Origin of the sequence: Pseudomonas putida NBRC 14164, from assembly GCF_000412675.1 — a bacterium.
In the GTDB taxonomy this organism is placed as follows: Bacteria; Pseudomonadota; Gammaproteobacteria; order Pseudomonadales; family Pseudomonadaceae; genus Aquipseudomonas; species Aquipseudomonas putida.
In genome coordinates, this window is record NC_021505.1 from 5,494,293 (window position 1) to 5,507,355 (window position 13,063).

The following is a 13,063-nucleotide window of genomic DNA, read 5'->3' on the forward strand; positions in this document are numbered from 1 at the left end:
GATCCAGCAGAACCCGTTTGTCGAGTTATCCGAGCACTCTAGCATAGCTTCGCAACCTGGCAATCGGCCATATCAAAAACCAAAGAAAAGGCTCTAAATCAATACTTTCAGAAGATCAGACAATTAGAATCTGACCGATCGATCAGTAAAAGTCGTTTGTCGGACGATCCGCCCAAACAGGTTTGGTGGTAAGCTCGCCGACCATGAATACCTACAGCTCCCGCCCCGTTGTCCTCTGTCTCTCCGGCCACGACCCCAGTGGCGGCGCCGGCCTGCAGGCAGATATCGAAGCCCTGATCGCCCAAGGCTGTCACGCTGCACCCGCAGTGACCGCCCTGACCGTGCAGGATACCGTCAACGTTTCCGACTTCCGCGTGCTCGACCGCGAGTGGGTACTGGCCCAGGCCAATGCCGTGCTGGCCGACTCCACGGTGGCCGCCGTCAAGCTGGGCATGCTCGGTTCGATCGAGATGGTCGACACCGTCGCCGAACTGCTGGCCGCCCACCCGCACCTGCCGCTGGTCTGCGACCCGGTGCTGCGTGCCGGCGGCGGTGGCCGCCTGGGCAAGGACGAAGTGGGCTACGCCCTGCGCGAACGCCTGCTGCCGCTGGCGACCATCGCCACGCCGAACCTGCCTGAAGCCCGCATCCTCGCCGAACTGCCCGAAGGCACCGCCGACGAATGTGCCGAAAAGCTGCTGCCGTTCTGTAGACACCTGCTGATTACCGGCGGTCACGGCGACGAAGACGAAATTCACAACCGCCTGTACACCCAGGACGGCCAGCTCCACACCTGGACCTGCCACCGCCTGCCGGGCAGCTACCATGGCTCGGGCTGCACCCTGGCCAGCGCCCTGGCTGGCCGCCTGGCCCTCGGCGAGCAGCTGGAAAGCGCCGTGCGCAGCGCCCTGGACTACACCTGGCGCACCCTGCGTGACGCCGAGCAGCTGGGCAGGGGCCAGTACGTGCCGCGCCGCCTGCCCCTGGACTTCTGTTCCTGATACGAGGCTTTCAATGAAGCTACGCGGTCTGTATGCAATCACCGACAGCCAGCTGCTCGCCGGCCGGTTCCTGTCCCATGTCGAGGCGGCACTGGAAGGCGGCGTGTGCCTGCTGCAGTACCGCGACAAAAGTGACGACGCGGCGCGCCGCCTGCGTGAAGCAGAAGGGCTGATGAAGCTCTGCGAGCGCTACGGCACCCAGCTGCTGATCAACGACGACGCCGAACTGGCCGCACGCCTGGGCGTCGGTGTACACCTGGGCCAGACCGACGGCCCGCTAACCCCGGCCCGCGCCCTGCTCGGCCGCCGGGCGATCATCGGTTCCACCTGCCACGCCAGCCTCGACCTGGCCGCCCAGGCCGCCAGCGAAGGCGCCAGCTACGTCGCCTTTGGCCGCTTCTTCAATTCCGTTACCAAGCCGGGCGCGCCCGCCGCCAACGTCGAACTGCTGGAGCAGGCGCGTGCCCAGGTGAAACTGCCGATTGCCGTGATCGGCGGCATCACCCTCGACAACGCCGCCCCGCTGGTCGCCCACGGCGCCGACCTGCTGGCGGTGATCCATGGCCTGTTCGGTGCCGACAGCGCGCAGGAAGTTACCCGCCGCGCCCGCGCCTTCAATGCCTTGTTCGCATCCTGATTTCGAGAGAGCCTTTCATGTCCCGTTCCGAAGACCTGTTCGCCAAAGCCCAGAAGCACATCCCCGGCGGCGTCAACTCGCCAGTGCGCGCTTTCAAAAGCGTGGGCGGCACGCCGCTGTTCTTCAAGCATGCCGAAGGCGCCTACGTCGTTGACGAAGACGACAAGCGCTATGTCGACTACGTCGGCTCCTGGGGCCCGATGATCCTCGGCCACGGCCACCCGGACGTACTGGACTCGGTACGCAAGCAGCTGGAGCACGGCCTGTCCTACGGCGCACCGACCGCCATGGAAACCGATATGGCCGACCTGGTCTGCTCGCTGGTGCCGTCCATGGAAATGGTGCGCATGGTCAGCTCGGGCACCGAAGCCACCATGAGCGCCATCCGCCTGGCCCGTGGCTACACCGGCCGTGACGCCATCATCAAGTTCGAAGGCTGCTACCACGGCCACTCCGACAGCCTGCTGGTAAAAGCCGGTTCCGGCCTGCTGACCCAGGGCGTGCCAAGCTCGGCCGGCGTGCCGGCAGACTTCGCCAAGCACACCCTGACCCTGCCGTTCAACGACATCGCCGCGGTCGAGAAAACCCTGGCAGACGTCGGCCAGACCGTGGCCTGCATCATCGTCGAGCCCGTAGCCGGCAACATGAACTGCGTCCCACCGGCGCCGGGCTTCCTTGAAGGCCTGCGCGAGCAGTGCGACAAACACGGCGTGGTGCTGATCTTCGACGAAGTGATGACCGGCTTCCGCGTCTCGCTGGGCGGCGCCCAGGGCCACTACGGCATCAAGCCGGACCTGTCCACCTTCGGCAAGATCGTCGGTGGCGGCATGCCGGTCGGTTGCTTCGGCGGCAAGCGCGAAATCATGGGCTGCATCGCCCCGCTCGGCCCGGTTTACCAGGCCGGCACCCTGTCGGGCAACCCGCTGGCCATGGCCGCTGGCCTGACCACCCTGAAGCTGATCAGCCGCCCGGGCTTCCACGCCGAGCTGACCGACTACACAAGCCGCATGCTCGATGGCCTGCAGCAACGTGCCGATGCCGCTGGCATACCGTTCGTCACCACCCAGGCCGGTGCCATGTTCGGCCTGTACTTCAGCGGCGCCGACGACATCGTCACCTTCGAAGACGTGATGAGCAGCGATGCCGAACGCTTCAAGCGCTTCTTCCACCTGATGCTGGAAGGCGGCGTGTACCTGGCACCGAGCGCGTTCGAGGCCGGCTTCACCTCCATCGCCCACGGCGACAAGGAGCTGCAGATCACCCTGGACGCGGCTGAGAAGGCCTTTGCCGCCCTGAAATAAGCAGCTACTCCCCTTTGTGGGAGCGGCCTTGTGTCGCGATAGGGCCGCAAAGCGGCCCCGGCAATCGATGCATTTCTGCTGGAATTCTGGGGCTGCTGCGCAGCCCTATCGCGACACAAGGCCGCTCCCACAGAGGCCGGTACAGGCAATAATTACGCATGCACAATCAGCTGACTTCCCCAACCAAGCAGAAATTCGAGTAAAACTTTGTAAGGTTGGCGCTGCTTATCCCATAATGTGCCACCAGAGACATTGGCCGCAGCTTTGCAGAGGTAAGTCGATCCCCATGAACCGCACCGGCCGCGCCCTGACCCTGGGCTGCCTGTTGCTTCTTCAGCCCCTGCTGGCCTTGGCGGAGGGCGGTAACTCGTTGCTGATTCCGGCGACGGGCCGCTGCACCTTGAATGTTCAGCCTGAAGACCTGGCAAACGCCCTCAAGGCCTGCGAGCAGACGGCTACCGCGGGGGATGCCCAGGCGCAATTCGAACTGGGCGAGTACTACTACACGCAAACGCCGAAAAACCTCGACAAAGCCCTGGACTGGTTCCAGAAGGCTTCGCTGCAAGGCCAGGCCGACGCCCAGTACCGTCTGGGTGCCATGTTCTTCCATGGCGAAGGGGTCAAGGCCAACAACGTGCAGGCCTACATCCTGCTGAAGATGGCCGCGGTCAACGGCGCCGAAGATGCACTGGACATGGCCGACGAAGTCACCGAGCAAATGCCCCGCGACGAACTGGAGCATGCCACCCAGGTGCTCGGCCAGATCTTCCGCAAATACCTGCTGGAACTGCAGAACGCCGAAGGGCGCACGCCGTTCTCGCCACTCCCCTGACGGTTACTTTTCCGGCATTGGCATCGGGAACGGCATCACATTGCCGCCGCCCTTGGCTTCGCTGATCTTTGCCGTGCCCAGCCGCTCCACTTCGTCGATGCGCACGATCGAGTGCATCGGCACGAAACTGCGGATCACCCCCTCGAACTGGTTCTTCAGCTTCTCCTCGCTCGGATCCACCACCAGTTGCGAGCGCTCGCCGAACACGAACTCCTCGATTTCCAGGAAGCCCCACAGGTCGCTCTGGTAGATCTGCTTGGCATACATCTCGAAGACCTGCCCCTGGTTGAGGAAGATCACTTTATAGATGGCAGGTTCGCGTTTGCTCATGATGGGAGGGATAACACATGCGTAAGAAAAGGCAGGCATGATACCTGCTCCGGCCTCTTCGCGGGTGAACCCGCTCCCACAGGTCATGCACACAACCTGTGGGAGCGGGTTCACCCGCGAAGAGGCCGGAACAGGCAGTACATACCGTTGAACGTTTCAGTGCTTTCGCCACTGGCATTCAAGGGTTATTCTTGAGTTCACACCCATTGCCGTCGAGCGGCTAAAAACGACCTTGAACGCACCCATAGAACCCCATCGTTTCATCCTCGAGCCCTTCGAGGCCCACCGTTTCGCCAACTTGTGCGGGCAGTTCGACGAGCACTTGCGCCTGATCGAACAGCGCCTGGCCATCGAAATCCGCAACCGCGGCAATCAGTTCGAACTGATCGGCGAACCCAAGACCACCTCTGCGGCCGAACAGTTGCTGCGCCGTCTCTACCGCGAGACCAAGGCCACCGACCTGTCGCCGGAAACCGTGCACCTGTACCTGCAGGAGTCGGCTGTCGAAAACATCGACAACCCGGCCGTCAACGAGGTCAGCGTGTCGCTGCGTACGCGCAAGGGCAACATCCGCCCGCGCGGGCTCAACCAGCAGCGCTACGTGAAGGAAATACTGGCCAACGACATCAACTTCGGCGTCGGCCCGGCCGGTACCGGCAAGACCTACCTTGCCGTGGCCTGTGCCGTGGATGCGCTGGAGCGCGAACAGGTGCGCCGTATCCTGCTGGTGCGCCCTGCGGTCGAGGCAGGCGAAAAGCTTGGTTTCCTGCCCGGTGACCTGGCACAGAAGATCGACCCGTACCTGCGCCCGCTGTACGACGCCCTGTACGAAATGCTCGGCTTCGAACACGTTGCCAAGCTGATCGAGCGCCAGGTGATCGAGATCGCCCCGCTGGCCTACATGCGTGGCCGTACCCTGAACAACAGCTTCATCATCCTCGACGAAAGCCAGAACACCACGCTGGAACAGATGAAAATGTTCCTCACCCGCATCGGTTTCGGCTCCACCGCGGTGATTACCGGCGACATCACCCAGGTCGACCTGCCACGTGGCACCAAGTCAGGCCTGGCACACGTCATCGAGGTGCTGAAGGACGTTCCGGGCATCAGTTTTACCCACTTCCAACCCAAAGATGTGGTTCGTCACCCACTGGTGCAGCGTATTGTCGAAGCCTACGACCGCTTCGAAGCCCGCCAGGCCAAGCCCGAGGCGCCCGGCAAAGATGCTTGAACTTGATATCCAACGGGCCACGGACGCTGCCGCCCCGGATGACGCCGCCTTCCGCCGCTGGTGCGAGCTGGCCCTGCGCCAGCGCAGCGCCGACTCGGAAATGACCATTCGCCTGGTCGACGAAGCCGAAGGCCGTGAGCTGAACCACACCTACCGGCACAAAGACTACGCGACCAATGTGCTGTCGTTCCCGGCCGATGTGCCCGACGAACTGCTCGATATTCCGCTGCTGGGGGACCTGGTGATCTGCGTCCAGGTGGTCGAGCGCGAAGCGGCCGAACAAGGCAAGTCGCTCGAAGCCCACTGGGCGCACCTGGTCATTCACGGTTGCCTGCACCTGCTCGGCTACGACCACATCGATGATGAGGAAGCCGAAGAAATGGAAAGCCTGGAACGGGAATTGCTGGCAGAACTGGGTCACCCCGACCCGTATGCCGACGATGAAACCGACTCAATCACACACTGAAACACGAAGGATCACGAGAACCGCCATGAGCGAAGATCGATCGAGCAACGGGCAAAAGTCCTGGCTGGGCAAACTGACCCAGGCTTTTGCCCATGAGCCGAAAAACCGCCAGGAGCTCCTTGAGCTGCTGCGCGAAGCCCATCAGAATAAACTGCTGGACAGCGAAGCGCTGACCATCGTCGAAGGCGCCATCCAGGTCGCCGACCTGCAGGTGCGAGACATCATGGTGCCGCGCTCGCAGATGAACAGCATCAAGGCCGGCCAGTCGCCTCGCGAGTTTCTGCCAGCGGTGATAGACGCCGCGCACTCGCGCTACCCGGTGATCGGCGAAAGCCACGACGATGTGCTCGGGATCCTGCTTGCCAAAGACCTGCTGCCGCTGATCCTCAAGGAGAACGGCGACAGCTTCAATATCAAGGACCTGCTGCGCCCGGCCACCTTCGTGCCCGAGTCCAAGCGCCTGAACGTGTTGCTGCGCGAGTTCCGCGCCAACCATAACCACATGGCCATCGTCATCGACGAATATGGCGGCGTGGCGGGCCTGGTCACCATCGAAGACGTGCTGGAACAGATTGTCGGCGACATCGAAGACGAGCACGACGTCGAGGAAGACAGCTACATCAAGCCGCTGCCAAGCGGCGACTTCCTGGTCAAGGCGCTTACCCCGATCGAGAACTTCAACGAGTTCTTCGACAGCCAGTTCTCCGATGACGAGTTCGACACGGTTGGCGGGCTGGTGATGAGCGCCTTTGGCCACCTTCCCAAGCGCAACGAAACCACCGAGATCGGGTCCTACAAGTTCCGTATTCTCAACGCCGACAGCCGGCGGATACACTTGCTGCGCCTGACCCCGATCACCCGTTAAGGACAAACATGCGTTGGATCACCCGCCCCGGCTGGCCCGGTAACCTGCTGGCCCTGGCGGCCGGTGCTTCCACCCTTCTGGCCCTGGCGCCGTTCGACATCTGGCCGCTGGCCATATTGTCCATCGCCGTGCTCTACCTTGGCCTGCGCGAGCTCACCCCGCGCCAGGCCATGTGGCGGGGCTGGTGGTTCGGTTTCGGCCTGTATGGCGCCGGCACCTGGTGGATCTACGTCAGCATGAACACCTACGGCGGCGCCTCGCCGCTGCTGGCGATCCTGCTGCTGTTGGCGTTCTTCGCCGCCCTGGCCTGGTTCTTTGCCCTGCCCACCTGGCTGTGGGCACGCTGGCTGAGGCGCAATGAAGCGCCACTGGCCGACGCCTTGTGCTTCGCCGCCCTCTGGCTGCTGCAAGAGGCCTTCCGCGGCTGGTTCCTGACCGGTTTCCCTTGGCTTTATGCCGGCTACAGCCAGCTGGATGGCCCATTGGCCGGGCTGGCACCACTGGGCGGCGTATGGCTGGTTTCCTTCACCCTGGCGCTCACTGCGGCCCTGCTGTGCAACCTGCACCGCTTGCGCGCCCGCCCCTCGTTTCTTGCCGTGGCCTGCTTGCTGTTGCTGGCCCCGTGGGTACTGGGCCTGGCGCTCAAGGGCCATGCCTGGACCAAACCGGCAGGTGACCCGCTGAAAGTGGCAGCCATTCAAGGCAACGTCGAGCAGGACCTGAAATGGGACCCGGCGCACATCGACGCGCAGCTGGCGCTGTATCGTGACCTGAGCTTCAGCTCCAAACCTGTGGACCTGCTGATCTGGCCAGAAACCGCAGTGCCGGTGCTCAAGGACCAGGCACAGGGCTACATCGACGTGATGGGGCGCTTCGCTGCCGAGAGGCATTCGGCGCTGATCACCGGCGTGCCGGTGCGTGAAGTGGTGCATCATCAGCGCCGCTACTACAACGGCATCACCGTCGCCGGTGAAGGCGATGGCACCTACCTCAAGCAGAAACTGGTGCCGTTTGGTGAATACGTGCCGCTGCAGGACATGCTGCGAGGGATGATCGAGTTCTTCAACCTGCCCATGTCCGACTTCGCCCGCGGGCCGGAAGATCAGCCGCTGCTGCAGGCCAAGGGCTATCAGATTGCGCCGTACATCTGCTACGAAGTGGTCTACCCCGAGTTTGCCGCAGGCCTGGCCGCACGCAGCGACCTGCTGCTGACCATCAGCAACGACACCTGGTTCGGCAAATCGATCGGTCCTTTGCAGCACTTGCAGATGGCACAGATGCGCGCCCTGGAAGCCGGCCGCTGGATGATCCGCGCCACCAACAACGGCGTGACGGCCCTTATCGACCCGTTTGGCCGCATTACCACGCAAGTGCCGCAGTTCGAGCAGGCGGTGCTGTATGGCGAAGTGGTGCCGATGCAGCAATTGACGCCTTATCTGAAATGGCGCTCGTGGCCGCTGGCGATTGTGTGTGCGCTGCTGCTGGGCTGGGCGTTGCTGGCGGGGCGCATAGCCAAAACCGTCTGATGATGCTGCCTGTGCCGGCCTCTTCGCGGGCTTGCCCGCTCCCACAGGGACTGCACACGCCTCGAAGGCTGCGCTAATTCTGTGGGAGCGGGCAAGCCCGCGAAGAGGCCGTCACAGGCAGCACAAGGTTCAATAAAAGACCCGATACCCCACCAACCCCACCACTTCATTGAGCAACTGCCCGCTCTGCCACATCGCCCGGCTCTCCGGCAGCAACCCGGCAAAAGGCCGCGCATGATCGCGCCCCAAGAACCCCACCGGCGCCGGCACCACCTCGAACCCCGCCTGTTCAAAGCTCCAGCGCGAGCGCTGCATGTGCCAGGCCTGGGTCACCACCACTACGCGGCGAATCCCCAACGGTTGCAGCACCTTGGCCGTGAGCTGGGCATTTTCCCAGGTCGTGCGGCTGGCCTCTTCGCGCCACTTCACCTCGACCGCAAAGTCCTCGCGTAGCCGATCCGCCATCAACCGCGCCTCGCTCGGCGGCGTGCCATAGTGCAGCCCACCACTGGTCAGCACCGGCAAACCTGAGGCCTTGGCCAGCCGCGCGGCAAAGCGCATGCGCTCCAGCGCCGTGGCCGTAGGCTGGTCGCTACCGCCCCAGGCCGGGTCGCCCCGCTCACGTCCGGCCCCCAGCACCACGATCGCATCCGCCCGGCTCGCCAGGCCGGCCCAGTCGCTCACGGCCAACGGCGGCTCGCTTTCCAGCACACGGGCGGTTTCCTGCACCACCAGCGGCAGGCTCATCAGCCACAGGCCACCCAGTCCCACGGCAAAGCACAGCGCCGCCAACCGTGGCCGCCGCGCACGCAGCCACCACGCCGCGAGCAGCAGCAGGAACAGGATGCCCGGCGGCATCAGCCATTGTTTGATGAAGAATCGGATCGGCATCGGCCACACCTCCTTGGCAAGGGGTGCAGCCTAAAAGGATCGGCGCCGGTCAACAAGGGTGCGACCGGCGCCAATCGTGAGCTGTGTGATATTGAAGAACCGGCGCGCGATGGCCTGCGGCTGGCATCCTGAACGGCTAGCGATGTGGCAGCGTCCTGGATCTCGCCGTATTGGCGGGGCGTTTCTTGTCCTTGAGCCAGATGATCTTGGCCGATGCCGGCTCCGCTTGTGGGTAACTGCCGGCACAGGCACTCTGGCGCACCGGGAGCGATTCCAGGTAGGCCTTGATCACTTCGAACTCTGCGTGGCTCAGGCCGCGCAATTCCAGCTCGGCCGGCATCTCGTCGCGCAATCGCACCGAGGTCCTGGCGGTTTCCAGCGCCAGGCCAAGCCGGTCGATCAGACGTTCGTAAAGCTCCGGCTTGATTGCGGGTAGCTGCGTCTCTCCCATCCGTTCACCTCATTGAAGATAAAGAATATCTCCCCCCACACCTGAGCTTAGCGGCGCAATGAAAAGCAGCCGCCTGCCGCGACCAGCGGGCATTCGCAACGAAGGTTTCCCACGATGCGCAACGCTGCTGTATGCTACGGCGTTCACTCTAAACGACACCGGAGTACCGGTTGCAGCGAGGTTCCGCTGCCTGGAACAAGGTCTCTTCTCTCTCAGCCAAAAGTAGCCATGCACGAACAATACACGCCCCGTGATATCGAAGCCGCCGCCCAGAACTTCTGGGACGAGCAACAATCGTTCGCTGTTACCGAACAGCCAGGCAAAGACACCTACTATTGCCTATCGATGTTCCCGTACCCGAGCGGCAAGCTACACATGGGCCACGTGCGCAACTACACCATCGGCGACGTGATTGCCCGCTACCAGCGCATGCTGGGCAAGAACGTCCTGCAGCCGATGGGCTGGGACGCTTTCGGCATGCCCGCGGAAAACGCGGCGATGAAAAACAACGTCGCCCCGGCCAAGTGGACCTACGAAAACATCGACTACATGAAGACCCAGCTCAAGAGCCTGGGCCTTGCCATCGACTGGGCACGTGAAGTGACCACCTGCAAACCCGACTACTACCGTTGGGAGCAGTGGCTGTTCACCCGCCTGTTCGAGAAAGGCATCATCTACCGCAAGAACGGTACCGTGAACTGGGACCCGGCTGACCAGACCGTACTGGCCAACGAGCAGGTCATCGACGGCCGTGGCTGGCGTTCGGGCGCGCTGATCGAGAAGCGCGAAATCCCGATGTACTACTTCCGCATCACCGACTACGCCGACGAGCTGCTGGAAAGCCTCGACGAGCTGCCGGGCTGGCCTGAGCAGGTCAAGACCATGCAGCGCAACTGGATCGGCAAGTCGCGCGGCATGGAAGTACAGTTCCCGTACGACCAGGCCAGCATCGGCCACGAAGGCACCCTCAAGGTCTTCACCACCCGCCCGGACACGCTGATGGGCGCGACCTACGTCGCCGTAGCCGCCGAGCACCCGCTGGCCACCCAGGCCGCCCAGGGCAACCCGGCGCTGCAGGCGTTCATCGACGAGTGCAAGAGCGGCAGCGTTGCCGAAGCCGACATGGCCACCCAGGAGAAGAAGGGCATGGCCACTTCCCTGCTGGTCGAGCACCCGCTGACCGGCGAGAAGCTGCCGGTATGGGTCGCCAACTACGTGCTGATGCACTATGGCGATGGCGCGGTAATGGCCGTGCCGGCCCACGACGAGCGCGACTTCGAGTTCGCCCGCAAATACAACCTGCCAGTCAAGGCGGTGGTACGCACCAGCGAAGGCGATGACGTCGGCAACGAATGGCTGGCTGCCTACAACGAGCACGGCCAGCTGATCAACTCGGGCGAGTTCGATGGCCTGGACTTCGCCGGCGCCTTCGACGCCATCGAAACCGCCCTGATCCGCAAGGAACTGGGCAAATCGCGTACCCAGTTCCGCCTGCGCGACTGGGGTATCAGCCGCCAGCGCTACTGGGGCTGCCCGATTCCGATCATCCACTGCCCGTCCTGCGGCGACGTACCGGTGCCGGAAGACCAGCTGCCGGTCACCCTGCCGGAGAACGTGGTACCGGACGGTGCCGGCTCGCCACTGGCGCGCATGCCTGAATTCTACGAATGCACCTGCCCGAAATGCGGCACCGCGGCCAAGCGCGAAACCGACACCATGGACACCTTCGTCGAATCGTCCTGGTATTTCGCCCGCTACGCCTCGCCTAATTACGACAAGGGCCTGGTCGACCCGAAAGCCGCCAACCACTGGCTGCCTGTCGACCAGTACATCGGTGGTATCGAACACGCGATCCTGCACCTGCTGTACGCGCGCTTCTTCCACAAGCTGATGCGCGACGAAGGCCTGGTTACCTCGAACGAGCCGTTCAAGAACCTGCTGACCCAGGGCATGGTGGTCGCTGAAACCTACTACCGCGTGGCCAGCAACGGCGGCAAGGACTGGTTCAACCCGGCCGATGTCGAAATCGAGCGCGATGCCAAGGCCAAGATCATCGGCGCCCGCCTGAAGACCGACGGCCTGCCGGTGGAAATCGGCGGCACCGAGAAGATGTCCAAGTCGAAGAACAACGGCGTCGACCCGCAATCGATGATCGAAGCCTACGGCGCCGACACCTGCCGCCTGTTCATGATGTTCGCCTCGCCGCCCGACATGAGCCTGGAATGGTCCGACTCTGGCGTCGAAGGTGCCAGCCGCTTCCTGCGCCGTGTCTGGCGCCTGGCCCAGGCTCACGTCAGCCAGGGTCTGCCGGGCAAGCTGGATGTCGCCGCCCTGGACGACGCGCAGAAAGTCATCCGCCGCGCCATCCACGCCGCCATCAAGCAGGCCAGCAATGATGTAGGCCAGTTCCACAAGTTCAACACCGCCATTGCCCAGGTGATGACCGTGATGAACGTGCTGGAAAAGGCCCCGCAAGCCAGCGAGCAGGACCGTGCCCTGCTGCACGAAGGCCTGGAAGCCGTCACCCTGCTGCTGTCGCCGATCACCCCGCACATCTCCCACGCGCTGTGGCAGCACCTCGGCCACACAGGGTCGGTAATCGATGCCGCCTGGCCGAGCGTCGACGAGCAGGCACTGGTGCAGGACACCGTTACCCTGGTGGTTCAGGTCAACGGTAAACTCCGCGGCCAGGTCGAAATGCCTGCCGCAGCCAGCCGCGAAGAAGTCGAAGCCGCCGCCCGCAGCAACGAGAATGTCCTGCGCTTCATCGATGGCCTTACCATCCGCAAGGTCATCGTGGTACCGGGCAAGCTGGTCAACATCGTCGCCAACTGATGAAAACGCCCACCCGCAGTGGCTGCGGGTGGGCGGTACAGGCCCACAAGGGAGCAACAACATGATCAAACGCAATTTGCTGGTAATCGGCCTGGCGGTCATGCTCAGCGCCTGCGGTTTCCAGCTGCGCGGCACCGGCTCCACCGAGCTGAGTGTGAAGGAAATGGACGTCAGCGCACGCAATGCCTACGGCCCGACCGTGGTCCAGCTTCGAGAGGTACTGGAGCGTAGCGGTGTCAACGTGCATGCCGGCGCGCCTTACCGCCTGGTGTTGACCAACGAGCAGGAGCGCGAGCGCTCGGCAACCTACAGCAGCGGCAACCGTTCCGCCGAGTACGAGCTGACCACGGAGCTGAACTACAGCATCCAGGGCCTGAACAACCTGGAGCTGCTGAGCGACAAGCTGGAAGTGCGCAAGATCTACGTGCGTGACGGCTCGAACATCACCGGTTCCGAGCAGGAAGCCAACCGCGCGCGTGAAGAAATGCGCCGCGACCTGGTCAATGCCATGGTCGTCCGCCTGCAAATGCTGAGCCCGTCCCAGCTGGACGAGCTGCAGCGTAAAGCCGACGAGCGCGCCAAGGCCGAAGCCGACGCGCTGGAGGCCGCACGCCGCCAGCAGGCCGAAACGCCTCAGCAGTCGCCACTGGAAGTGCCGGGCAACTAAGCCCGCGTGGGGCACCCTCGGGTGCCCCGC

At 63.5% G+C, this 13,063-nt stretch carries 13 protein-coding genes; 10 read left to right on the forward strand and 3 right to left on the reverse strand.

Translation table 11 applies throughout. The features are described from left to right. The first annotated feature begins 203 nt into the window (after positions 1 to 203). The 4 genes from PP4_RS24450 (at position 204) to PP4_RS24465 (ending at position 3,771) form a co-directional block, all read left to right on the forward strand. Positions 204 to 1,001: a hydroxymethylpyrimidine/phosphomethylpyrimidine kinase gene (locus PP4_RS24450; protein ID WP_016501787.1), complete on the forward strand. Its 798-nt coding sequence runs from the start codon at positions 204 to 206 to the stop codon at positions 999 to 1,001. A 13-nt stretch (positions 1,002 to 1,014) separates the two neighbouring features. Then, positions 1,015 to 1,638 (forward strand): thiamine phosphate synthase, encoded by a 624-nt coding sequence (gene thiE, locus PP4_RS24455; protein ID WP_016501788.1) that lies wholly within the window; start codon positions 1,015 to 1,017, stop codon positions 1,636 to 1,638. 17 nt (positions 1,639 to 1,655) lie between these two features. Next, a complete protein-coding gene (hemL, locus tag PP4_RS24460) occupies positions 1,656 to 2,939 on the forward strand; it encodes a glutamate-1-semialdehyde 2,1-aminomutase (protein WP_016501789.1) in 1,284 nt (427 codons plus the stop codon). A gap of 286 nt (positions 2,940 to 3,225) precedes the next feature. Further along, positions 3,226 to 3,771 carry a tetratricopeptide repeat protein gene (locus tag PP4_RS24465; protein WP_016489345.1) on the forward strand — a complete coding sequence of 182 codons (546 nt, stop codon included), beginning with the start codon at positions 3,226 to 3,228 and terminating at the stop codon, positions 3,769 to 3,771. A 3-nt stretch (positions 3,772 to 3,774) separates the two neighbouring features. Here the strand turns inward: PP4_RS24465 and PP4_RS24470 are convergent, their stop codons facing one another. After that, the gene (locus tag PP4_RS24470; RefSeq protein ID WP_041167902.1) at positions 3,775 to 4,101 is read right to left on the reverse strand and encodes a DUF1820 family protein; all 327 of its coding nucleotides are present in this window, start codon (positions 4,099 to 4,101) and stop codon (positions 3,775 to 3,777) included. A 232-nt stretch (positions 4,102 to 4,333) separates the two neighbouring features. Here PP4_RS24470 and PP4_RS24475 point away from each other — a divergent pair, with 232 nt between their 5' ends. The 4 genes from PP4_RS24475 to lnt are packed head-to-tail and all read left to right on the forward strand — an operon-like array spanning position 4,334 to position 8,189. Continuing rightward, complete coding sequence (locus PP4_RS24475) at positions 4,334 to 5,332, forward strand: PhoH family protein (protein WP_016501791.1); 999 nt, start codon at positions 4,334 to 4,336, stop codon at positions 5,330 to 5,332. Further along, positions 5,325 to 5,798 carry an rRNA maturation RNase YbeY gene (gene ybeY / locus PP4_RS24480; RefSeq protein ID WP_016501792.1) on the forward strand — a complete coding sequence of 158 codons (474 nt, stop codon included), beginning with the start codon at positions 5,325 to 5,327 and terminating at the stop codon, positions 5,796 to 5,798. Before PP4_RS24475 ends, ybeY begins: the two co-directional genes overlap by 8 nt. Positions 5,799 to 5,823: 25 nt before the next feature. Next, positions 5,824 to 6,663 (forward strand): HlyC/CorC family transporter, encoded by an 840-nt coding sequence (locus PP4_RS24485; protein WP_016501793.1) that lies wholly within the window; start codon positions 5,824 to 5,826, stop codon positions 6,661 to 6,663. A gap of 8 nt (positions 6,664 to 6,671) precedes the next feature. Further along, positions 6,672 to 8,189, forward strand: coding sequence for an apolipoprotein N-acyltransferase (gene lnt / locus PP4_RS24490; RefSeq protein WP_016501794.1), 1,518 nt, complete (start codon positions 6,672 to 6,674; stop codon positions 8,187 to 8,189). A 129-nt stretch (positions 8,190 to 8,318) separates the two neighbouring features. Here the strand turns inward: lnt and PP4_RS24495 are convergent, their stop codons facing one another. After that, on the reverse strand, positions 8,319 to 9,080 hold the full coding sequence (locus PP4_RS24495; RefSeq protein ID WP_016501795.1) for a YdcF family protein: 762 nt from the start codon (positions 9,078 to 9,080) through the stop codon (positions 8,319 to 8,321). Between the two features lie 136 nt (positions 9,081 to 9,216). Next, positions 9,217 to 9,531, reverse strand: a complete 315-nt coding sequence (locus tag PP4_RS24500; RefSeq protein ID WP_016501796.1) for a hypothetical protein — start codon at positions 9,529 to 9,531, stop codon at positions 9,217 to 9,219. Between the two features lie 228 nt (positions 9,532 to 9,759). Here PP4_RS24500 and leuS point away from each other — a divergent pair, with 228 nt between their 5' ends. After that, positions 9,760 to 12,366 (forward strand): leucine--tRNA ligase, encoded by a 2,607-nt coding sequence (gene leuS, locus PP4_RS24505; protein ID WP_016501797.1) that lies wholly within the window; start codon positions 9,760 to 9,762, stop codon positions 12,364 to 12,366. 61 nt (positions 12,367 to 12,427) lie between these two features. Next, on the forward strand, positions 12,428 to 13,033 hold the full coding sequence (locus tag PP4_RS24510) for an LPS-assembly lipoprotein LptE (protein ID WP_016501798.1): 606 nt from the start codon (positions 12,428 to 12,430) through the stop codon (positions 13,031 to 13,033). The last annotated feature ends 30 nt before the right edge of the window (positions 13,034 to 13,063 follow it).